Origin of the sequence: Sulfurimonas sp., assembly GCF_028694895.1 — a bacterium.
Lineage (GTDB): Bacteria > Campylobacterota > Campylobacteria > Campylobacterales > Sulfurimonadaceae > Sulfurimonas.
Window position 1 is genome coordinate 31,830 of sequence record NZ_JAQVKA010000002.1, and the last position, 22,072, is coordinate 53,901.

Annotated in this window: 22 protein-coding genes; 6 read left to right on the forward strand and 16 right to left on the reverse strand. The window is 33.7% G+C overall.

The window, feature by feature from the left end; translation table 11 throughout:
• Window positions 1–149: 149 nt before the first annotated feature.
• Genes PHI38_RS00670 through PHI38_RS00685 form a run of 4 tightly spaced genes read left to right on the forward strand, consistent with a single transcriptional unit; the run spans window position 150 to window position 4,828 of the window.
• A complete protein-coding gene (locus PHI38_RS00670; protein WP_299851336.1) occupies window positions 150–2,246 on the forward strand; it encodes a ribonucleoside triphosphate reductase in 2,097 nt (698 codons plus the stop codon).
• Between the two features lie 16 nt (window positions 2,247–2,262).
• The gene (nrdD, locus tag PHI38_RS00675) at window positions 2,263–2,415 is read left to right on the forward strand and encodes an anaerobic ribonucleoside-triphosphate reductase (protein WP_299851339.1); all 153 of its coding nucleotides are present in this window, start codon (window positions 2,263–2,265) and stop codon (window positions 2,413–2,415) included.
• Window positions 2,378–3,079, forward strand: coding sequence for an anaerobic ribonucleoside-triphosphate reductase activating protein (locus tag PHI38_RS00680; protein ID WP_299851343.1), 702 nt, complete (start codon window positions 2,378–2,380; stop codon window positions 3,077–3,079). Before nrdD ends, PHI38_RS00680 begins: the two co-directional genes overlap by 38 nt.
• A gap of 45 nt (window positions 3,080–3,124) precedes the next feature.
• The gene (locus PHI38_RS00685) at window positions 3,125–4,828 is read left to right on the forward strand and encodes a nitrite/sulfite reductase (protein WP_299851346.1); all 1,704 of its coding nucleotides are present in this window, start codon (window positions 3,125–3,127) and stop codon (window positions 4,826–4,828) included.
• Here the strand turns inward: PHI38_RS00685 and PHI38_RS00690 are convergent.
• The 11 genes from PHI38_RS00690 to PHI38_RS00735 form a co-directional block, all read right to left on the reverse strand.
• Window positions 4,815–5,492: a response regulator transcription factor gene (locus tag PHI38_RS00690; RefSeq protein ID WP_367182594.1), complete on the reverse strand. Its 678-nt coding sequence runs from the start codon at window positions 5,490–5,492 to the stop codon at window positions 4,815–4,817. The genes PHI38_RS00685 and PHI38_RS00690 overlap by 14 nt on opposite strands.
• A complete protein-coding gene (locus tag PHI38_RS00695; RefSeq protein WP_299851352.1) occupies window positions 5,482–6,693 on the reverse strand; it encodes a PAS domain-containing sensor histidine kinase in 1,212 nt (403 codons plus the stop codon). The genes PHI38_RS00690 and PHI38_RS00695 overlap by 11 nt, the downstream gene beginning before the upstream one ends.
• A 4-nt stretch (window positions 6,694–6,697) precedes the next feature.
• Entirely contained in the window at window positions 6,698–9,418 is a 2,721-nt protein-coding gene (gene polA, locus PHI38_RS00700) for a DNA polymerase I (RefSeq protein WP_299851355.1), read from the reverse strand.
• 1 nt (window position 9,419) lies between these two features.
• The gene (locus PHI38_RS00705) at window positions 9,420–10,229 is read right to left on the reverse strand and encodes an HDOD domain-containing protein (protein ID WP_299851358.1); all 810 of its coding nucleotides are present in this window, start codon (window positions 10,227–10,229) and stop codon (window positions 9,420–9,422) included.
• Window positions 10,230–10,274: 45 nt separating this feature from the next.
• Complete coding sequence (locus tag PHI38_RS00710) at window positions 10,275–10,988, reverse strand: sulfite exporter TauE/SafE family protein (RefSeq protein WP_299851361.1); 714 nt, start codon at window positions 10,986–10,988, stop codon at window positions 10,275–10,277.
• Between the two features lie 2 nt (window positions 10,989–10,990).
• Entirely contained in the window at window positions 10,991–11,500 is a 510-nt protein-coding gene (locus PHI38_RS00715) for a hypothetical protein (protein ID WP_299851364.1), read from the reverse strand.
• Between the two features lie 143 nt (window positions 11,501–11,643).
• Window positions 11,644–12,123, reverse strand: a complete 480-nt coding sequence (locus PHI38_RS00720) for an HD domain-containing protein (RefSeq protein ID WP_299851367.1) — start codon at window positions 12,121–12,123, stop codon at window positions 11,644–11,646.
• Window positions 12,120–12,317 (reverse strand): tyrosine-type recombinase/integrase, encoded by a 198-nt coding sequence (locus tag PHI38_RS10270; RefSeq protein ID WP_367182596.1) that lies wholly within the window; start codon window positions 12,315–12,317, stop codon window positions 12,120–12,122. Before PHI38_RS10270 ends, PHI38_RS00720 begins: the two co-directional genes overlap by 4 nt.
• The gene (locus PHI38_RS00725; RefSeq protein WP_367182595.1) at window positions 12,311–12,946 is read right to left on the reverse strand and encodes a tyrosine-type recombinase/integrase; all 636 of its coding nucleotides are present in this window, start codon (window positions 12,944–12,946) and stop codon (window positions 12,311–12,313) included. Before PHI38_RS00725 ends, PHI38_RS10270 begins: the two co-directional genes overlap by 7 nt.
• 2 nt (window positions 12,947–12,948) lie before the next feature.
• Window positions 12,949–13,947 (reverse strand): hypothetical protein, encoded by a 999-nt coding sequence (locus PHI38_RS00730; protein WP_299851370.1) that lies wholly within the window; start codon window positions 13,945–13,947, stop codon window positions 12,949–12,951.
• 4 nt (window positions 13,948–13,951) lie between these two features.
• On the reverse strand, window positions 13,952–14,539 hold the full coding sequence (locus tag PHI38_RS00735; protein ID WP_299851373.1) for a hypothetical protein: 588 nt from the start codon (window positions 14,537–14,539) through the stop codon (window positions 13,952–13,954).
• Between the two features lie 127 nt (window positions 14,540–14,666).
• Between PHI38_RS00735 and gatC the strand changes: the two genes are divergently transcribed.
• Together gatC and PHI38_RS00745 are read left to right on the forward strand one after the other, a co-directional pair.
• A complete protein-coding gene (gene gatC / locus PHI38_RS00740; RefSeq protein ID WP_299851375.1) occupies window positions 14,667–14,957 on the forward strand; it encodes an Asp-tRNA(Asn)/Glu-tRNA(Gln) amidotransferase subunit GatC in 291 nt (96 codons plus the stop codon).
• 62 nt (window positions 14,958–15,019) lie between these two features.
• A complete protein-coding gene (locus PHI38_RS00745) occupies window positions 15,020–16,102 on the forward strand; it encodes a type IV pilus twitching motility protein PilT (protein WP_299851378.1) in 1,083 nt (360 codons plus the stop codon).
• A 30-nt stretch (window positions 16,103–16,132) separates the two neighbouring features.
• Here PHI38_RS00745 and PHI38_RS00750 read toward each other — a convergent pair whose 3' ends face one another.
• From PHI38_RS00750 to PHI38_RS00770, 5 genes are read right to left on the reverse strand one after another with little or no spacing between them, the layout of a single operon-like run.
• A complete protein-coding gene (locus PHI38_RS00750) occupies window positions 16,133–17,125 on the reverse strand; it encodes an SAM-dependent methyltransferase (protein WP_299851381.1) in 993 nt (330 codons plus the stop codon).
• Complete coding sequence (locus tag PHI38_RS00755) at window positions 17,115–18,341, reverse strand: TolC family protein (protein ID WP_299851384.1); 1,227 nt, start codon at window positions 18,339–18,341, stop codon at window positions 17,115–17,117. Before PHI38_RS00755 ends, PHI38_RS00750 begins: the two co-directional genes overlap by 11 nt.
• Complete coding sequence (locus tag PHI38_RS00760) at window positions 18,298–19,482, reverse strand: aspartate aminotransferase family protein (RefSeq protein ID WP_299851387.1); 1,185 nt, start codon at window positions 19,480–19,482, stop codon at window positions 18,298–18,300. The genes PHI38_RS00755 and PHI38_RS00760 overlap by 44 nt, the downstream gene beginning before the upstream one ends.
• Window positions 19,479–21,212 carry a molybdopterin-dependent oxidoreductase gene (locus tag PHI38_RS00765; protein ID WP_299851390.1) on the reverse strand — a complete coding sequence of 578 codons (1,734 nt, stop codon included), beginning with the start codon at window positions 21,210–21,212 and terminating at the stop codon, window positions 19,479–19,481. The genes PHI38_RS00760 and PHI38_RS00765 overlap by 4 nt, the downstream gene beginning before the upstream one ends.
• Window positions 21,205–22,002, reverse strand: a complete 798-nt coding sequence (locus PHI38_RS00770; protein ID WP_299851393.1) for an HlyD family secretion protein — start codon at window positions 22,000–22,002, stop codon at window positions 21,205–21,207. Before PHI38_RS00770 ends, PHI38_RS00765 begins: the two co-directional genes overlap by 8 nt.
• Window positions 22,003–22,072: the final 70 nt, after the last annotated feature.

Sequence of the window (22,072 nt, forward strand, 5' to 3'; positions counted from 1 at the left end):
TGTTTTTTAAAAAAAGTTCATATCTGAGAATTATACCTCGTAGCAATTAATAGAGCTTTTAGTGACGCCAATATGACATTTTTCATTAGATACTTTTAACTTCATATCCTATAAACTATCAAACTTTCTATAAGCGACAGGAGAAAATTATGGTTGAAAATATATTAAAAAGAGATGGCACAAATAAAGAGTTTTTACCTTTCAAAATTGAAGATGCAATTAAAAAAGCGTTTAAATCTCAAAATGTTATCTATGATAGTTCAATCTTTTTTAATGTCCTTGATGAGCTTAAAACTAGAAGAGTTGTTGCTGTTGAAGACATTCAAGACTTAATAGAAAAAGAGCTTTACAAATCAAGATATTTTGATGTAATGCGCTCTTTTATGATCTATCGTCACACTCACAAGATGCAAAGAGATAGCCTTCTTAACGAAGACACAACATATATAAATTCTACTCAAACTATTGAAGAGTATATCCTTGGAACTGACTGGCGTATTAAAGCTAACTCAAACACAGGTTATTCAAACGCTGGGCTTGTAAACAACACAGCAGGTAAAGTAATAGCAAACTACTGGCTTGATAAAATCTACTCAAAAGAGGAAGGCTATGCTCACCGTAATGGCGACTATCACATCCATGATTTGGACTGTTTAACAGGATATTGTGCTGGTTGGTCTCTGCGTGTTTTACTTGATGAGGGATTTAACGGAGTAAGAGGTAGAGTTGAGAGTGATGCTCCAAGACACTTCAGAGAAGCACTAGGTCAGATGGCTAACTTCTTAGGGATACTTCAAAGCGAATGGGCTGGAGCACAAGCATTTAGCTCATTTGACACATATTTGGCGCCTTATGTATTTAAAGATAAACTCCCATATAATGAAGTAAAAAAGGCTATTAGAAGCTTTATTTATAACCTAAATGTACCAGCGCGTTGGGGTCAATCTCCTTTTACGAACATTACTATTGACTGGACTGTACCTGAAGACTTAAAAGATCAGATACCAACATCTAAGCAAGTACACCTCTTTAAAAACTTACTTGATAAAGAACTACAAGAGATGGCTCAACAAAGAGGATGTAACTCTATTAGTGAGATGACATATAAGCATTTCCAACCAGAGATGAATCAGATAAACAAAGCTTACTACGAGATTATGACTGAGGGTGATTTAACTGGTCAACCATTTACATTTCCAATCCCAACTGTAAATATAACAGAAGATTTTGACTGGTATGGAGAAAACACAGATATACTTTTTGAAAATACTGCAAAAATTGGTTCATCATATTTTCAAAACTTCATTGGCTCTCAATATAAGCGTGATGCATCTGGAAATCTAGTTCCAAATGAAGAGGCTTATAAACCAGGACATGTAAGAAGTATGTGTTGTCGTCTGCAACTAGACTTGCGCGAACTACTCAAGCGTGGCGGTGGTCTTTTTGGAAGTGCTGAGATGACTGGAAGTATCGGAGTTGTAACTATAAACATGGCAAGACTTGGCTTTTTATATAAGGGAAGCAAAGAAGCTCTTTATACTCGTCTTGATCAACTAATGGAACATGCAAAAGTTACTCTAGAGAAAAAGAGAGTATTTATCCAAGAGATGTACGATAGAGGGCTTTACCCATATACTAAGCGTTATCTGCCAGGGTTTAGAAATCACTTCTCAACTATCGGTGTTAATGGTATAAATGAGATGATTAGAAACTTTACAAGTGATGCTTATGATATCAGTGATAAAAGAGGCGAAGAGTTTGCTATTGAAATCTTAGAGTATATCAGAGGTAGAATGGTTGAGTTTCAAGAAGCAACTGGAAACCTCTACAACCTTGAAGCAACGCCTGCTGAGGGAACTACTTATAGATTTGCTAAAGAAGATAAGAAACGTTATGGCGATTCTATACTTCAAGCTGGAATGGGTGAGAATATCTACTATACAAACTCATCTCAAATACCAGTTGATTTAACAAATGACCCATTTGAAGCGTTAACGCTTCAAGATGATCTGCAGTGTAAATACACTGGCGGTACAGTTCTACATCTTTATATGCAAGAGAAAATCAGCTCAACTGAAGCGTGTAGAAAATTAGTTAAAAATGTAATAACGAACTTTAGACTTCCTTACATTACGGTAACTCCACTCTTCTCAGTATGTCCAAAGCATGGATATATTGCAGGTGAGCATGAGTATTGTCCAAAGTGTGATGAAGAATTACTTAGCGATGCTACAATCGCATCTTAAAAAAGGAGGCACAAGTATGAGTAAGAATGAAGCTTTAGCTATGTTAAATGACAAGAGACAAAAGTGTACAGTTTACACAAGAGTAATGGGTTATCACAGACCTGTTGAGAGTTTTAATGTAGGAAAAACTGGTGAGCACAAACAGAGAAAACAATTCACTGAGTGCTAATGTAATATATGACTTAACGTCATTCACCCACTTAGATTACCAAGACCACCTATCTTGTATAGTGTGGTTTAGTGGGTGCAATATGAGATGTGATTACTGCTACAACAAAGATATAGTTTTTGCCAAAGATGGCAAGTTCAGCTACAGAGACATCCTTGATTTTTTAAAAACTAGAGTAAATCTACTAGAAGCAGTTGTTTTATCTGGTGGCGAAGCAAGCTCGCATGAACTTGTGCCATTTTGCCTCAAGATAAAAGAACTCGGATTTAAAATCAAACTAGATACCAACGGAACAAACTTTGCAAATGTAAAAGAGTTAATTGAACTTAATCTCCTAGATTATATTGCACTTGATTATAAAGCCCCAAAGGCAAAATTCACTCAAATAACGCACTCAAATAAATTTGATGAATTTAGTAAAACCCTTGATTTTTTGATAAAGCAAAATTTTGATTTTGAAGCTAGAACTACGCTTCATAGTGATTTGCTGGATTATAATGATATAAATGAGATTATGAGTGATTTAACAGAGCGTGGATATGCAAAAGAGTACTATATTCAAGAATTTGTAGAAACAGATTCAAATATTGGAGATTTAAAAAGCCCAAAAAATGCATTTAACAAAGCATTTCTCAAAAGTGACCTTAAAATTATTTTTAGATGACATATATCAATAGAATTTATTTTAATTATTTGATAGAATACACCTATGGAAAATAAACTCAATAAAAGAGAGCGATATAAAGCTCAATTAAAACCAATAGATTATTACAAAGATTTTGAAGATATTGACTTTGAGAGTCTAAATGAAGCAGATAGATTTTATCTTCAAGATTTTGGAATATTCAATACTAATTTTCTTGAAGATGAGTTTACCATTCGCATCCGAATTCCTGGTGGAAAAATCAGTGCTTCGAACTTTAAAAAGATAGCAGATATTGTTGATGAGTATGATTTAACAATCATCTTAACTGCAAGAGGCGGGATTCAGCTTCATGATGTTGAGGCCGAGAATGTTTTAGAGATACACAAACGCATAAACGCTCTTGGCGTATCTACGTGGCAAAGCTTTGGTGATAACGTTAGAAACATCATTACAGATGCCTATGATGGGTGTGGAGAGTTCTCTGTAATAGAAACTTATCCTCTAGTTATGGCGATGCATGATTATATTATAGAAAATCCTCGCTATGTTGGAATGTTGCCTAGGCGTATCTCTGTTGGAATATCTGGCAATCGCTCAAACGTGAGCTCGTTTTTTGCAAATGATCTATATTTTGCACTTGCAAAAAAAGATGGCGTTTTTGGATTTAATGTATATATGGGTGGTAAAAATACGGATGTAGCTCAAAATGCTGATATATTTTTAGTAGAGAGTGAAGTTTTTAATTTTTTCAAAGCATTTATAGAAACATTTTACATACATGGATCTCGCTTTTCAAGAGCAAAAACACGAATCTTTCATATGATAGAAGAGATAGGAATTGATGCGATTAAATCTCTAATCATACACGAATATAAAAGTAATTTCCAAAGTCAAGGTGAGACAATCTTTGAAAAGACAAAGTTTACAGAGTTTCATAAACTAAAGAATGGCAAGTATGGATTTTGTTATCAAACAGATTTTTCAAGACTAAAGAGCGATGAGATTAAAAACATAGCTTCATACGCTACAGAGAACTCTTTGGAAATTCGTCTTGGGATGGATCAAAATATCTATCTAATTGGTTTAGATGAACCATCAACTACATTAAAATCACAAGCATTAAGTAGTACAATCGTTGCATGCGCTGGAAACCTTTGCCCTTACGCTGTTTGGAGCATTAAAGATGAGACTTCATACCTTCCATTAGAGAAAATAAATGAGCATAGTATTCAAGTTGGCTTCTCTGGTTGTGCTAAGGGATGTGGAAGACATAAGCATACAGATATTGGGTTAATAGGCCTAAAAACAAACAACTTTGGAGATACTGATGGCGGAGCTAGAATTTTTATAGGGGCAAGTCACTCAGATGGTGCTTCTGCTGGAAGACAACTCTTCTCAATGGTACCTTTTATACATTTAGATAGTGTTGTCTCTTTGGCGATTAAGTTCTTTGAACTTAGCTCATATAGTGATTTTGAAGAGTTTGCTACAAAGATATTTAACAACTACTCTGAGGAGTTTGTATCTTTATGGTTTTTAGCAAATTTAGAGACAGACAAATCTATAAAACTTCTAAGAATGGACTCTGCAACAACATTTGAGTATGAAGTAAAGTTACTAAAAAAAGAGTTTAGTGAACTTGATTTTTGGGAACATGTAGGTGAAAACTTCCATGATGCTATCAGCTACCTATCCAAAAAATTGTGGACCATTGAGGGTGAAGATCCTAGGTATACACCAAAGATAGATAGAGTTAACTTTCGTTAAGTAAAAGCTGATACCCAAAACCTTTTATATTTTTTATAAGAAGTTTTGAGGTTTTTTCTCTAAAGCGTTTGATGAAAGTTCTAAGCCTCTCATCACTCGCATCAGCACCCCAAAGAGCCTCTTTGATAGACATATCATCGACCGTTCTGTTTTTAGAGTCTAGCAAAAGAGATAAAAACTTTATATCGTTTTTTGCTAGAGCAATATACTTCTCATTTTTATAAAGAGAGTTTGTGTTTTTATTAAAGACATAACAATCACTCAGCTTTACTATCTTATTTTCTATCTTTGAAGTTATACTGCTTATATATTCTAGTAGTTCTTCCGCGTCAAAAGGCTTTAAGAAGTATTTTGTCACTCCAACATCTATAGCACCAAAGAGCTTCTCTTTTTCACTAAAAGCGCTTAGTATAATGATAGGAATATTTGGATTGATTCTCTTTAGCTCTTTTGCCATCTTTAGCCCATCAAGATGAGGCATCATGATATCAGTGATGACAATATCTGGTCTTATTTTTTTAAAAAGCTCTATCCCCTCTAGACCATCTTTTGCAATTGTAAAGCTATGAAAATTATCTCCAATCGCCTCTTTTAGCAGACGTGCTAGATTTTCTTCATCTTCAACAAGAACTATTTTTAAATCTTTGAGTGCTCTATTTTTCATGTTCATCCAATGGAATTTTTATACTAAATATTGTAGTCTTTTTTTTGCTTATAGCGTCAAGCGAACCACCAAGGCCCTGCTCACAAATCATCCTTGACATAAACAGTCCTAGCCCTGTTCCACGGCTTTTATGCTTTGTTGTAAAGTATGGTTCAAAGATTTTTTCTATATTTTCTTTTATTATTCCGCCTGCATTGTCCTCAAACTCTATAAGAGCAAAATCGCTCTTTTTTTTTATGCGTATTGAAATCTCTCTAAGAAGAATACTATTATGTATAAAAGCATCTTTAGAGTTGTTTATAAGATTAACTATAACCTGCGTTAACTCATTTGAAATACCAAGTACTTCTATATCTATAAGCTCTTTTTTAACACCTATCATCTGCTCATTTAGCATATTCTCCAAAAGCGAAACTGCCTCTTCAATACTATCTTTAATGTTGAAATAGTGTCTCTCTTTATCTGGAGAGAAGAAGTTTGTAAAATCATCAATAGTTTGAGACATGTTTTTTATAATATGTTTGCTCTCATTATAAAACTTTGAAGCGTCATCTTGATTTTGATTTTGCATAGCTTTTTTAATGTTAAACATTGCTAGACTAAGCTCTGTTAGAGGTTGCCTCCACTGATGAGCAATGTTTGCTAGCATCTGTCCTAAGCTTGCATGGCGAGATTGCCAAAACATAACACGTTGCTTCTCTTCGTTTTTTGCTATCTCATCACGCACACGAACTTCGAGTGTTTTATTTAACTCTTTTAACTCTTTAGTCTGCTCAGCTACTCTCTTCTCAAGACTTCTGTTTAGCTCTTCATACTCTGCTTCTTTTTTAAGAAGCTCCTCTTTTAGTAGAACCTCTTTAGTTACATCATAACGGATAGCTACATACTCTAGTATATTTTTATCTTCATCAAGAATAGGTATGATTGTGGTGTTTACATAAAAAGTAGAGCCATCTTTTGCTAGATTTTTGACCGTACCTTTATATACATGTTTTTGCGATATGCTCTGCCAAAGAAGTCTAAATTTCTCACTTGGCACATCTGGATGGCGCACTATGTTGTGGTTTTTACCTAGAAGTTCTTCTTTTGTATATCCGCTAATCTTGCAAAATTCACTATTTACAAAAGTAATGATGCCATTAACGTCAGTTTTAGAGATGATATTGCTATTTTCAATAGCCTCTTTATACTGTTTTAACATATCGTTACTTTAACTCGCTCCATTTATCACCAATCTTCATGCTGGCTTTTAGTGGAATATTTAATGGCATAATATTTTGCATTACCTCTTTAAACTTCTCACCTAGAACTTCTGCTTCAGAAGCATCTACCTCAAATATAAGTTCATCATGAATCTGCAATAACATCTTGGCGTTTAGTTTCTCATCTTCGATTAGTTTATGAATCTTATTCATGCTTAGTTTTATAAGATCACTAGCACTTCCTTGAAATATGCTATTTACAGACTCTCTCTCATAAGCTGCCTTAAACATTGGTGCAGCATTTTCATAGTCAAAGTATCTACGTCTTTTTAGAAGTGTCTCAACATATCCTTTCTCTTTTGAAAAATCTACAATAGAGCGAAAGTATGACTTCACGCTTGGAAAACTGCTAAAGTATCTCTCAATGATTCCCTTAGCCTCTGCTGTGGTTATTTTTAGAGTCTCAGAGAGCTTTTTTTGTCCCATCCCATACAAAAGCCCAAAGTTAACTGTTTTAGCCACATTTCTCTTCATTGGAGCCTCTTCTTCGCCAAAAAGAGCAATCGCTGTTTGCATATGGATATCTTTATCTTGCATAAATGCATCAACAAGAACTTTATCTCGTGTAAAGTGTGCTAGAAGCCTAAGTTCAATTTGTGAGTAGTCTATACCTATGAGTTTTTTACCCTTTGGCGCGACAAAAGCTTCTCTTATTTTTGTGCCAAGAGCTGTTCTTGTAGGTATATTTTGAAGATTTGGATTTTTAGAGCTGAGTCTTCCCGTTGTAGTTCCAGTCTGAACAAAAGAGGTATGAATACGGCTCTCTTTATCCTGTTTGCTGAGCTTTAAGAGTGGTTCTATATATGTTGAGTATAGTTTATAAACCTCTCTGTACTCCAAAAGATATGGGATGATTTCATGCTCATCAATGAGAGAGTTTAAAACCTTCTCATCAGTTGAATATCCAGTTTTTGTCTTTTTTGAAGTAGGAAGTCCTAGTTTTTCAAAAAGCACGCCACCTAATTGTTGTGTTGAGTTTATATTAAACTCCATCGAAGCCAAATCATAGATTTTTTTAGTAAGTTCTTCTAGAGACTCTTTTGCTTCTTGTAAAAACTGTTCTAAAAATGAGCTATTTAACTCTATACCGTAAGTCTCCATCTTAAGAAGTGTTTTTATAAACGGAAACTCAACTTCTTTTGCCTCTTGTATAAGGTGCTCCGCTCCTTGCTGCTTTAACATCTCTAAAAAAAGATAGTAAAGTCTTAAGGTTATGTAAGCATCTTCTGCCGCATACTCACATGCATCTTCTAGTGCAACGCTAGCAAATGTCTCGCCTTTTTTTACACTATCTTTAAATGTAATCATCTTATGCTCTAGCAGTTTTTCTGAGAGTTTATCAAGAGAGAGTGCACTCTCAGGATTTATTAGCCAAGCCAAAATCATAGAATCAGCAAATATATCAAGGTCGTTTTCACCCAAGAATCTTATGACAAAGTGGAGATCAAACTTTATATTATGCCCTACAACACGGGAGTTAAAGATTTTTTTAATAGCAATTTTTGCATCTTCTTTTGAGACTTGCTCGCCTACTCCAAGATAAAAGTGTGCGATAGGAACATAATACGCCTCATCTTCATTAAAACAAAAACTAAAGCCTACAAGCGAATCATTTTCATAATCAAGGCCCGTTGTCTCCGTATCAAAAGCTACTATCGTATCTTCTTTTAATGCGGATAAAATTCTATGTAACTCTTGTGCATCATCAAGGAGCGTTGCTTTAAAGTTTACCTTTTTGTTATTTTGAACTTCTACTTCAACTTTTTTTAGAGCTTCTTCGTGAGTTTCTTGTGTAACCATACTCTTAGCAGCAAGAGATCTCAAAATACTGTTTTGTTCATACTTCACAAGCTCATCATAGATATTTAAAAATGGATTTTCTATATCCATCCTATACTCTTCAAAATCAAAATTATCAAAAACACTGTGACTAAGTGTTACAAGCTTTTTAGACATATAAGCTTGCTCTTTAGACTCTAAGAGTTTTTTTTGGATTCCAAGTGGTTTAATATCCTCTATATTTGCATAAATATTATCTAGAGATTGATACTCAACTAAGAGTTTCTCCGCTCCAACTTTTCCTATCCCTTTTACACCAGGGATATTATCTGCTGAATCCCCTAATATGGATTGATAGTCAATAAACTGTTTTGGAGATATTCCATATTTTTTTAAACAGCCATCCTCATCCATAATCTGTTTTTTTATAGCATCAACCAAAACAACGCTACCATCATCGATAAGTTGAAAAAGATCTTTATCATGCGATACAACTCTAACGTTGTAACTCATCTCTTTTGCAAAGCGTACAACTGTTGCTATAACATCATCAGCCTCATAACCATCATAGCCCAGAGTTTTATATCCCATCTTATCAATCCACTCAATTGCAATTGGAAGTTGCATAGTTAGCTCTTGTGGCGGTGGTTGTCTATTTGCTTTATAGTTTGGATCTATCTCTTTTCTAAAACTATCTCCCTTTGTATCTATAGCAAATACAATATAATCACTATCGTGCTGTTTTTGAAGAGTTGAGATAAAGTTAGTAAAGCCAGTTAAAAGGCCTGTAGGAAAGCCTTGAGAGTTTTTTAGATGTTGTGGTAGAGCGTAAAAACTGCGGAAAAAAAAGCCAAATGTATCGATGACAGTTACTGTTTTTTTCATTTCAAAATGATTGAGTCATACTATCTATAGACTCTTCCAATAGTTTAACTTTATACCCTGCATCAAGAGCTTTTTTAAGTCCAAAATTTATGGCCATCTCTGAGAAAGGTTTATTGATAGGGATGATTGTTTTTACAATATTTAGAGCTGTTGCAAACTCTCTTATCTCATCTGGCGCACTTGAAGGAGTATCTGAGTATTTTATCATCTCAATGAATTCATTATCAAATCCCCAGTGCTTAAATACAAGTGCGGTAACTTCTCCACAACTTGCATTAACATAGGCCTTCTCAACTACTGCTAAGTTATTTGAGTCCTCTATTTCATTTGCAAATCTTATCGCTTCATCATTTTGAATAACTTCACTAGCGATTAGTATCTTTCCAGTTTCTTGCAAAAATGCTGCTAAATAGAGCTTTTCAGCCTTTTGTTTATCAATTTTTTTATACCAATTAAGCATCAAAGCAGCTTGTAGTGATGAAATATGAGCAAACTCATCTGATGTTACTCGGTATGGTTGCATATCTACATTTAATAGCTTTCTTATTGAGTTTCCTATAGCAATCGAGCGAGTCATACTCATTCCAAAAAGACTTACTGCCTGAGAAGCATTTTTTATTTCACTACCAAATCCATAAAGAGGAGAGTTTGCAATCTTTAAAATATTTGCAATAATCATAGGGTCATTCTCTATAGCACTTGCCATATCTTTTAAAGTGGAGCTTTCCTCAGCGTATATCTTATTTATTTTTAGAATTGTAGATGAGAGTGGGGGTAGTGCTTTAATATTATCTATAATAGAGCTTTTCAAATTTGCACCTTTTTTAAAATTATTATAGCAAGTTATATATTAAAATTATTTGCTGTGGCACTCACTTAATGTCTTTTCAGCCCTTGTGAAATAATCATAACCATTATAAATTGTATATACTCCATACAAAACCACTGCAAATGATGAAAGGCTCACCATCATGTTTCTAAAGCTTGTTGCACGTGAGAGAGATGCCAAGAAACCGAGTCCAAACATAGCTGGAATTGTACTAAGTCCAAATATCATCATCACAAAAGCTCCATAAAGAGGACTAGCAGTACTAGCTGCTGTAATAGCAAAGAAGTATACAAATCCACATGGCATAAGACCATTTAACATTCCAAGAGTGAAGAAACTAAAGTTTGATTTTGAATTTAATACTTTTCTAAATATATCTTTATATGCAGATGAAGATGAAAATGAGTGCTCTATAAGTGTTAAAAATTTTATTTTACCCATTAAAGAGAGACCAGCTAAAACCATAGCAACCCCAGCAACTACAAGAAGCACTCCATTTGCACTATTGCTAAAAATAACAACACCACCGAGTGTTCCAAAGATAGCACCAAGAGTTGAGTATGTAAAGACTCTCCCCAAAGAGTAAAGAAGATGGGCAGTACTTTGTGAAACCTTTGAGCTACTTGGTTCGATTTTTATAGATGAGTAAGCTAAGACTATACCTCCACACATTCCTATACAGTGTCCAAAAGAACCTAAAAAGGCTATGGTCATGATAGTTATTATGTTTACTGTTTCCAAATCTAGTTCTCTTTATTTAAAAGTTTTTTCCTAATTAGCGGATTGCGCAGAGTCTCTCCTCTTAGCATTCTAAGGCGCATTATATCAAAAGTTACAAGCCCATTAGAACTATGCTCATAAGCTCCAAAACCATATCCCATGGGGGTATCGTCTGTTAATGAATAAAAAGCATCTTTAGCATCTATCCATCTCTTTGTATCTCTACTCATTACCCAGATTTTAATGCTATTTTCAAGGTTTTTATCTTCTAACCATCTTATAAATCCACCATGATCATGAAAAAACCAGCTTTTACCATCTTTAGCGATTATCTGAGAAGCATCTCTTAAATCATCTATAACCATTCCACAATCACTATCTTGATAGATTCCAGCACTCATCTCAAGAGGAATTTGTGCAAAGTTACCCTCTTGAACAACAATCATTTTTTTACTAGAGGCTAAAAATATAAAAATTAAAACAAGCGTACCAACAAAAAGAGCAAGAAAAAGAAACGGTAAAGTTTTTTTCATTTTTTAAACCTTTATCAGCTTTGATAAATCATATTTTATATATATATTCTATTTGATTTATCAAATAGAATGCATTAAACATTAATATTACGCTTCTTTTAAAACAAACATCATATTTTACATAAGTAAGCGTTACATTAGTATTAGGTATCTCTTCGTTTCTTTCCTTTGGCAACATCATCATGAATCAAAAAAAGAGCTAAATCATCTTTTAACTCATCACTTAACTTATCCCATATCTTTTTTTTGCGTTCATATCTTTTTGGATTCTCTTTTATACTTTTACTCAAATCTCGTATAAGATAGTGGTAACGAACTATGCTCTTGGTATATGAGCCTACAAAGTACCAATTTTTAATAATCTGGTAGCTTCTCTCTTCATGATCTGTAAAACTATATTCATTAAATTTTATATCTTCTTCATCTTTTTTAAAAGCTGCATATGGTTTTCCTATGTCATGTAGTAATGCTGCAGTAAAAAACCTAAACTCTCTGGCTTTAATAACATTATATACAACACGAAGAGTGTGAACTAAAACTCCGTGTTGATGCCATTTATTTTGTGTAAAAAGAAGAGATTTCCAAAAAGCTTTTGATATCAGATTGTTTTTTACTCTACTCATATGCTCTCTTTTGCCATTGGATGACAAACCTCCAATGTCTCTTTTAAATCTTGTTTTTGTATATGCGTATATATTTGCGTACTTAGAAGTGAAGAGTGTCCTAGTAACTCTTGAACAACTCTTAAATCTGCTCCACCAGCAATTAACGCTGTAGCGTATGAATGCCTAAGAACATGAGGAGAGACTCCTAGTATTTTTGAGTTATCTTATATGCAGATATTCTACTAAGCCTATCGCCCTTGTAGTTCTGCCAAACATACTCTTTTGTTTTATCGAGTTCATTAAGATAAGCGTCAACAGCTACTTTAGCGATAGAAGCGATTGGAACGATACGCTCTTTCTCGCCCTTTGCATGTCTTATATAAAGCCACTCACCCTCAATATCTTCTTTGCTTAATGCTAGACATTCACTAATCCTTGCTCCTGTTGCATATAAAAAAATTATTATAGCATAGTCTCTAAGGCCTATAATTGTGCTTCTATCAATCAAAGATAGAGCATTTTGTATCTCTTGATATGAAAGAAACTTTGGAAGCAGTTTTGAGATTTTAGAAAATTTTAGTTTTTTCTTCTCATCTACAAATTGATTTTTATAACAAAAATCAAAAAAAGCGTTTACTGAGGATAGTTTTCTATTGAGAGTTCTTTTGTTTTTGTATTGGCTTAAAAGATTAAAAAGGGTTTTTGAATCTAATGAAATCAGCGGCTTATTTAGAGATAATTCTATCTGTTCTAAATCACTTCTATAAGCATCAACGCTTCTCTTACTAAGAGCTTTTATAACGCTTATATACTCTATAAAAGCCTCTAACTCGTTTGACATCTCTACTCTACTGAAATATACTCATCATGAACAAAAAAGATTTTACCATCTATATAAACATATCCATCTTCAACATCTGCTTCATAGATACTAGATGATGATAAATCTATTGGCATCTCGATAAGATATCCCTCTTTTTCTAAAGCATATAGTTTATTATTGTTTAAAATAAGTCCTAAAAAGTGTGCAAAAGCAAACTTAAGTCTTGCATTTTCTTTTAAGTCAGATGTTAAAGATACGATTTCGCCTTGTTTTGTAGCGATATAGATGTTTTTATCATCAGTTACTACGCTTCTTATATCAAATGGCAATCTAATCTCATCTTGAGATAAAGAGAGTATTTTATTTCCGGTTGCTGCAATGATTTTATTATCTAGTAAATTAAAGAAGATAACATTATTAAAATGCTCTTCAGTGCTTACAATAATCGTTCTTAGTCTCTTTTTTGTCTCTTCATTTATGATTACTATTTTTCCATCTAATGTTGCAAAAATAACAAGTTCATCCCTAAAATAAGGCTTAATTATCTTTGAGTTTACAACTATCGGAGGATTTCCCTGCTCTTTTAAAAGTAGTGCTTTACTCTTTATCGAGTATAGCGCCATTTCATTATCTGAGAAAAGAACAGCTAGAGTATCTTTTTTAACACTAGCTGTAGCAATAGTCTTCTTTAAGTTAAATGTTTCAATATTTTTTTTATCTGCAATACTTTGAAGAGTTAAGTTTCCATCAATGTTTGAGCTTAATATCCATCCATCACTCTCGCCTAAAAGTTTTTCATCCTCAGCAATAAAAACATTAACCACTTTTCCATTAGCAAGGATCTCTCTATCGTCAACTAATGCGGCATTTTGAGAAATACCTTTTATAGTTACATCACTGCTACCAGAGTAATCCCAACTATCAACTACATCTTTAGGTTTAAAAACTTCTTTTGAGCCACATGCGCTAAATAGTAAAGCAACTATTAATGGTATGAAAATAGTATATAAAGTTCTCAAAATATTACTTTATTCCGTAGTGCATAAGTATTGCAACTAATTTTTCTAATGATGACTCTTTTGAAACTTTCTCAAGTGAATTTCTAGCTTCATCAATCTTATTTTCATTTAATAGCATAATCGCTCCTTGAACAAGTGCTAAATCTCTAAAGATTGCATCTTGCTTTGAAGCGTATTCTGCAAGCATAGAGTTGTCTGTCGCCATCTCATACTCAGCCATATCACTAACAATAAGGGCTTTCGTATGTTTTAAACTTTTAAGTTTTTCTATGTCTTTATTTGCAATAGCTTGTGAGAAAATCCAAGCGTCATGAAGATTTGGTGCTAAAGATTTAAGCTCACTTAGTGCTGCTGCATCACTTGGGTTTAATGCAAGTTTTGAAAAAGCAATATTTGCTTCTTTTGTTTTACTTTTTTCATTTGCTTCATAAGCGATATTTGCAGCTACAAGCACAACGATAGCAGCAATAGAAGCTATAATTGCTTTTTTGTATTTTTTAATAAATCTCTCAGTAACAACTGCTTTTTCAAAAAACTTCTCTTCGGAGTTTAACTCCTGTCTTATCATCTCAATATTATCTTTTAAACTCAAAATATTCCTTAGTGTTTCTTTGTATGTATCATAAAGTTTAAAATAGTATCGCATATTTTGTTAAACTTTCATCAAAGAGATAGATTTTTTTTGTTACAATCTTATAAATTAATACTAAGGTAATTAAATGCAAGTAGATGATATGTTATTGAGTAAGTTAGAAAAATTATCTTTTTTAAAAATTGCTGATGATAAAAGGGACGAAATCATATCTCAACTCTCAGAGATTGTAAATTTTGTTGATAATTTAAGTCTCTTAGATACACAAAATGTTGATGAAAAATTTGCGATGAGTGATGATGCTACCCTCTTAAGAGAAGATGTTGCCTTTTGTGATACATCGATAAATGAAAGTATCATTCAACACGCACCTCTTAGCAGAGATAATTTCTTTGTTGTACCAAAGATTATAGAGTAAGTACCTATTTAAAAAGTGTTAAACTTTAAAGCCCAAAATTTAAAAAACAGAGGTGCGTAATCATGAGTCAAGAAACAAACAAACCAATAGATATAAAAAAGTTACTTAAGAGTGTTTTGCATTTTGAATCTTCTGATTTACATCTAGTTCCTGGTAGTGAGCCACAGATTAGGATTGATAAATCTTTAAAACCACTTAATCTTCCTGTTTTAAACGCGAAAGAGATAGAAGAGATGGCTTATGCGCTTATAGTAGATAAGCAAAAAAAGATATTTGAAGATAAAAATGAACTTGACTTCTCATTTGAACTAGAAGAAGTTGGCCGTTTTCGTGCTAACTACTACCGTACTATTGCCGGAATTGCCTGCGCATTTCGTATGATTCCAATAGACGTACCTCCTCTTGAGAAATTTAACAATAACCCTATATTTAAAGAGCTTGTAAAAAAAGAAAAAGGGCTTATTTTAGTAACAGGACCTACTGGTAGCGGTAAATCAACTACACTAGCTTCCATGCTTCATGAGATAAATTTAACTGCTAGCAAGCATATAATAACGATAGAAGACCCAGTTGAGTTTGTTCATACAAACATAAAATCTCTTTTTTCACAAAGAGAAGTAGGTTCAGACACTAGCTCATTTGCAACTGCTCTTAAATATGCTCTAAGACAAGACCCTGATGTTATCCTAGTTGGGGAGATGAGAGATAAAGAGACAATTTCTGCAGCTCTTACTGCGGCTGAGACTGGTCACATCGTTTTTGGAACACTTCATACAAACTCTGCGCCTTCGACAATAAACCGTATCATAGATGTTTTTGATGCAGGAGAGCAATCACAAGTTAGAGCACAACTTGCATCTTCGCTGATATCTGTTATCTCTCAATCGCTTATGCCAAGAGTTGGCGGAGGAATTATCGCTACTCAAGAGGTTCTAATAGCAAATCCAGCTATTCAAAACCTAATCAGAGAAGATAAGGTTCATCAAATCTACTCTCAAATGCAGTTAAATCAAAATGAGACACATATGACTACACAAACAGATCAGCTAATCACTCTTTTGCGTAAAAAAGTTATCTCAAAAGAGACTGCAATAACAGCCTCAAATAGACCAGAAGAGATTATAAAAATTATAAATAACCTCTAATTAACATTTTTGGCACTTTGTGCCAAAGTGTTAATTTTTTCTAAATCTTATCATCTTAAAACGCTCGCCTAAGAAGTTTGGCATTATTAAAATTTTAACTTTTTCTAGTTCTTGTTTGTATATCTTCTCATCTACATTTTCTTTTAAAATTTCTAGTAGTTCTAATATTCCCATATTTACAAGTGCAACCATTTGAGCCTTTAGCTCTACAAATTCTACGCCTGCCTCTTTATAAGCATCTTTTACATGCTCAAATGTCACATCATAAGTTATATCTGACTTAGCAAATAACTCATCTCTTTTTATATTTTCATCAAAAAAAGGAATCACTTCATGTTTTGAGTAAACTCTTATGGAGAAGTCTGGGCGCGCTTGCATCTCTCCATAGTCAAAACTCATAAATTCAAACTTATCACAACTGCTTGCCATGTCCAAAGCAAACTCTTCATATCCACGAGCTATCTCGCCCCTATCTTTATGATACTTTTTAGCTTTACTGCTAACCCACTCATCATCTATATCAAAGATTATCTCGCCATTATCATCAACTCTTGCTATTTTGCCTTTAAAATAGAGCTCACACGCAAATGCGTCAAATATCTCATTTGCAACAAAAAAAGCATTTTTACATTTTAGTTCTTGAAATGATTTATAGTGTGTAAGCTTTATAGCATCACCAAAGCTCTCTTTGAGATAATTTTTTTGAAACTCTTGCATAGCGTCAAATCGCTCTATTATCACAAACTCTAAACTCTTTAAGAGTTTTGGCCGGAGTGTATATATAAACTCAATAATATCTGCTAAAAAGTACCCATGATGTGCACCAATTTCACAAATAACACTATCTTCTTTTAAAAACCCATCATCAACTAATGAGATGATATGTTTTGCAATTGTTCCACCAAAAAATTTACTCGAGCTAACAGATGTATAAAAATCTCCCGCTTTACCAATACTTTTATATGTTGCATAGTAGCCATCATCAGAGTACAGCCACTCGCCCATATACTCACTAAATGTCATTTTTATACATCTCATAAAGTGTTAAAAGTTCAAGTTGTCTATCAAGTTCATAAATATCTATATCGTTTTTTTGAACTTCAAGAGAGTTTCTAAGAAGCTCTACATCGTACTTGGTTTTATAGCCAGCCTCATAAAGTTCTTGTGTCTCTGCTAAAAGTTCTCCATAAAGTTCCGTATTTTCAACACTCAAGATTCTTTTTCTCTCTAAACTTTCTAAGTTTTGCATTACTTGCTCAAACAACGCGTTTATCTCTTTTTTCTTATCTAACTCTTCTATCTTTGATTCAAGATACTCAACTTTTGCACTCTGGATATCATCAAAAGTGCTTATGTTAAGAGGTATAGAAGCTTTGAGACCATAACTTACATAATCTGTTGCTCTAGAACCAGAAACGCTTCCTGCTTGAAATGCAAAGTTTTCAGTTCTATCCCAGTTATATCCACCATAGATACTGACTTTTGGAAGATACTTTGAGATAGTCGTACTTTTAAAGTATCTATTTTTTTCACTCAAACTTTGTGATTGTTTAAAAGAGAGGTTATTTGCCATAAACTCATCTTTTTGTATAATCTCTAAATGAGGTAAGATAGCGCTACCATGATCCAAATCGCTAATAACGCGAAACTTTGATATAAGTCTCTCTTTATTTGTTTCTACATCATAAAGAGCTTGAATAACCACGTTTTTATCTATGATTGCGCTGTTTAAAAAACCAGAATCAAGTTGGCCATTTAAATAACTCTCTTTTTTTTGCGCCAAGTTTATTTCTGCATTTTCTATAAGTAGTTTTTGCTTCTGGATTCTCATCTCACTCTGTTTTATCTGTATCAAAAGAGAGAGCGCATCTTTTATAATTTTTCTCTTTGCAACATCAACTGAATATTGTGAGTACAGCCTTGTCGCCTCAGCATACTTAATCCCAAAGTAGATGCCTCCACTTTGAAAAATCGGCTGATCGATAGTAATGGAGGTTTTTTTCGTAATTGATTCAGTATCATACGCCTCACTAACTCCATAAGAGTAGTTAAGCATAACAGGAGATATCCAAGAGTCGCGTAAAACGTTACTGCTTGCGTCTACCTTATCTGATTCTAATTTATAAAACTCTTTTTTATTCCCCGATATATACTCTTCTAAAGAGTCTTGTTTATCTTGAGCACATAAGTAGTTACTATAAAGAGCTAATAGCGCGATTGAGAGACTTAAAGCCTTCATCCATTTCCTCTTTTGTTATTGTTAAAGCTGGTAGTAGTCTTAGTGTATCTCGTCCAGCCTTTAGAACTATAACACCCTCTTCTCTTGCATTTGAGATAATTTTAGTTAAAGTATCACCATCTTTGACACGCAGACCACACATCATTCCAATACCTACTTTTGATGTAAAAATGCCTTTGTTTGCGTTATAAAATTTTTCTAATTCACTATCAAAATAATCTATACCTCTTTGTAGCTCTTTACTCTCATACATCTCATTTAAAATATCTACAACTTCACATGCAGCAGTTGTGCTCAAATAGTTACCGCCAAATGTAGAGCCATGATCTCCTGCGCTAAAGACATCTTTTAGTGTTGTCATAACAACGCCTATTGGAACACCTCCGCCTAAACCTTTTGCAAGTGTTACAACATCTGGCTCAATGTCATAATAGTTTGATGCTAAAAACTTCCCTGTTCTATAAACTCCAGTTTGAACCTCGTCAATTATAAGCAGAACATTTTTCTCTTTTAAAAATTTTGCTAGTTTTTGAACTGAGTCTCTCTCTAGAGGCTGAACCCCGCCCTCTCCTTGAACAAGTTCTATCATAACAGCGCATGTGTGATCATCAACTAAACTTGCAACATGGTCTATGTTATCCGCATATACAAAACCATCAGGATATGGCCCAAAATAGTTATGCATCTTCTCTTGCCCAGTTGCTTTTACAGTAGTAATAGTTCTTCCGTGAAAAGAGTGTTGAAGTGTTATAACTTTGTAGCGCTTTAGCTCTCCATCTTTTTCACCAAACTTTCTTGCTATCTTTATAGCACCCTCATTTGCCTCTGCTCCGCTGTTTCCAAAGAAGCACATCATGTCATAGCCGCTCGCTTCAACAATCTTTTGAGCCGCAAGTGCTTGTGGTGCTATGTAGTATAGGTTTGAAGTGTGTGTTATCTTTGATATCTGTTTAGTGATAGCATCATTTACTCTTTTGTTTGCATGTCCTACACTACAAACTGCGATACCTGAAGCAAAATCTATATATTTTTTTCCATTGGCATCGGTAAGTCTTGCGTTATCGCCACTTACAAACTCAACATCTGCTCTTGCATAAGTTGGTAAAACATATTTTTTATCTAATTCTTTTATACTATTCATCTTTTGATTTCTACCTTATTTTCTTGAAATATTGCGCTTTTTGTACTTAATGCGTGCTTTGAAGATGTTAGGTTATTTACACCTTTTGTGCCGCTATAAATCAAAACACAATCCGCTCTTAAATCATCATTATGCTTCACTGGTAACTCAACACTTCCATTAATTGAACTAACAGTGACAATCTCGCCCTCACTGAAGCCTAAAGAGCTATGTAGATATACAGACTCTTCGCGATTAAACTGAGTGTTTAAACTATTTTGGCTCTTAGACGTTATAAGATGCATGCCATCTTTTTCGCCTATCTTTGAGTTAAACTCATCAGGAAAGATAAACTCTTTATCTTCTGTATCAAAACCATCCTTATATGGTATCTCTTCTCTTTTATCTACATAAGAGAGTCCATCCATTTTCTTGATAGCAAAACTTTTAAAATACTTCAGATAAAACTCTTCACTCTCTATAGGCAGAGCATACTCTTTACATAGATATGCAGTGAGTTCATACTCACTTATACCTATATCACAAGAAACAACTTTTGACATTATAGAGATTCTATTATGTGAATATGATGTTCTTACATCATCTTTGTATAAAAAGCTCTTCGCTGGAATAACCAAGTCTGCAATTTCGCTCGTCTCATTCTCATAAAGCCCAAAATAGACAACGTTCTCTACTTTACTAATTGACTCTCTAACTCTTATTGAATCGGGCATTTGAGAGAGTGGATTTGAGCCTTGAATAAAAACTGTCTTAAAGAGACTAAAGTCAGTGTTTACCTTTGAGACCTTTTTTGCATCTTTTTTAAATGGAGATGCAATGCCTTCTCTTGAAGAACCAAGATAACTAACTCCGCATCCCTCTTTGCCAAAAAGTCCAAGCATAGTTGCAAAAGCATCAATTGCTCGCATTACATCTACACCATCACTATATTTTTGAATTCCAACACCACACACTATAGCTACTCTCTTGCCCTTTACCTGCCTCAGTAAATCACCCAACTCTCCAAGTGAAACATCAATTTGTTCCAGCGTAGCTTTTATTCTTAGATTTTGAGTTAGTTCGTAATACTCTTCATAACCACTCGCATACTTATCTAAAAACTCCTCATCGCAACCATTTTCTATGTGTAAAAAACGACTAAGTAACATCGCCAAGAAGAGATCAGTATGTGGCTTTAGTTGAATATGTAAATCTGCAGCTTTAGCTATTTTAGTCTTTATAGGGTCTATGACAATTATAGTTTTACCTTTTATAAGCGGTAAAATATGACTAGAAGTTACATGTGGATTTCTACCCCAAAAAATGACTACCTCAGATTTAGCCACTTCATGAATAGGCATATTTTTATTACTGCCTCTACCTTGAATAATTCCTTCTTCGCCAGCTCCATCACATAAATTTCCATCAGTTAAAGTCGCTCCATAAGAGGAGAAAAAATGATCACCAACCTCTTGCATAAGAGCAAAATTACCAGTCCCTCTATAATAAAGAATCTCATCATTTTTAGAGGAGTTTATCATCTCTTTCAACTTTAAAAGTGCTTGATCAATGGTTATCTCAGAGCCCTTGTATCTTGGGACGTGTATAGTTTCGTGCTTTTCATAATGGTTTAAATGTTGACACAAAAAACCATTCGTATGCCCTTCTTTTAAGCCTTTTATAGTTCCTTGTTCAAAGAGTATCTCGCATGCATCATAACAATCTAGCGGACATGCCGTAATATTACTCATCCTTTAACTCAAGTTTTACTAATTTTGAAAACAGCTCTGGAGAGTCTATAATCACTTGAGCCATATACTTAGAGATATTTTTACTATCAGCAATATTTAAAAGTCTTGAAATTTTGTTACTACTTTTTTGGCCATCTATATAGATAACTTTTTTTTGTGCATTTATTGCGTCTGATTCATCAAGATAGATAGTTAATTTAGCCTTTGAGACATCTGCAACTTTTGCCAAAGGCGTTGAAATTCCTACAACTTGACCACTCTTTACAAGCATCTCATACAAAACAAAATCTTTAGCAACAAGGTTTTTATCTGAAATAGTTCTTTGTAGTTGTGCATCTCTTAATTTCAAGTCTGAAGCCTGAATTTTTAAGTTTTGAATCTCTTTTTTTGTATTTAGATATAGATTTTCACTTGAGATCAAGTCATAAAATTCTCTATCTTTTTCCACAGAAGATTTAAATTTAAGTGGTTCTATCTTTTTATAATTTTCTCTCTTTTTAGCAAGTGATTCATTGAGATTAATCAGTTCTGCTTCATTTATTTTAATGATATTTTCTATATATTTTAATTTTTCGCGTACAGCTATTTGCTCTTTTTCATCAAGCTCAGAATCTATCTCTATATATGGCTTTTGTGATAGTTTCTTACCTACAAGACTCTCATCTGCGCTAATAACTAATCCGGAGACATTAGAGGAGATATCTCTTATTTCATATGGCTCAACTTTTGCATAATAAACTTTTGCGTCTAAATAAGCAAGCAAAAATAATAGTGCTATTAAAAATCTCATAAACTGAACCTTTAGTTGTATCTTCCCTAGATAATGGGAGATATTTTACCATTTCATTATTAATATTCAA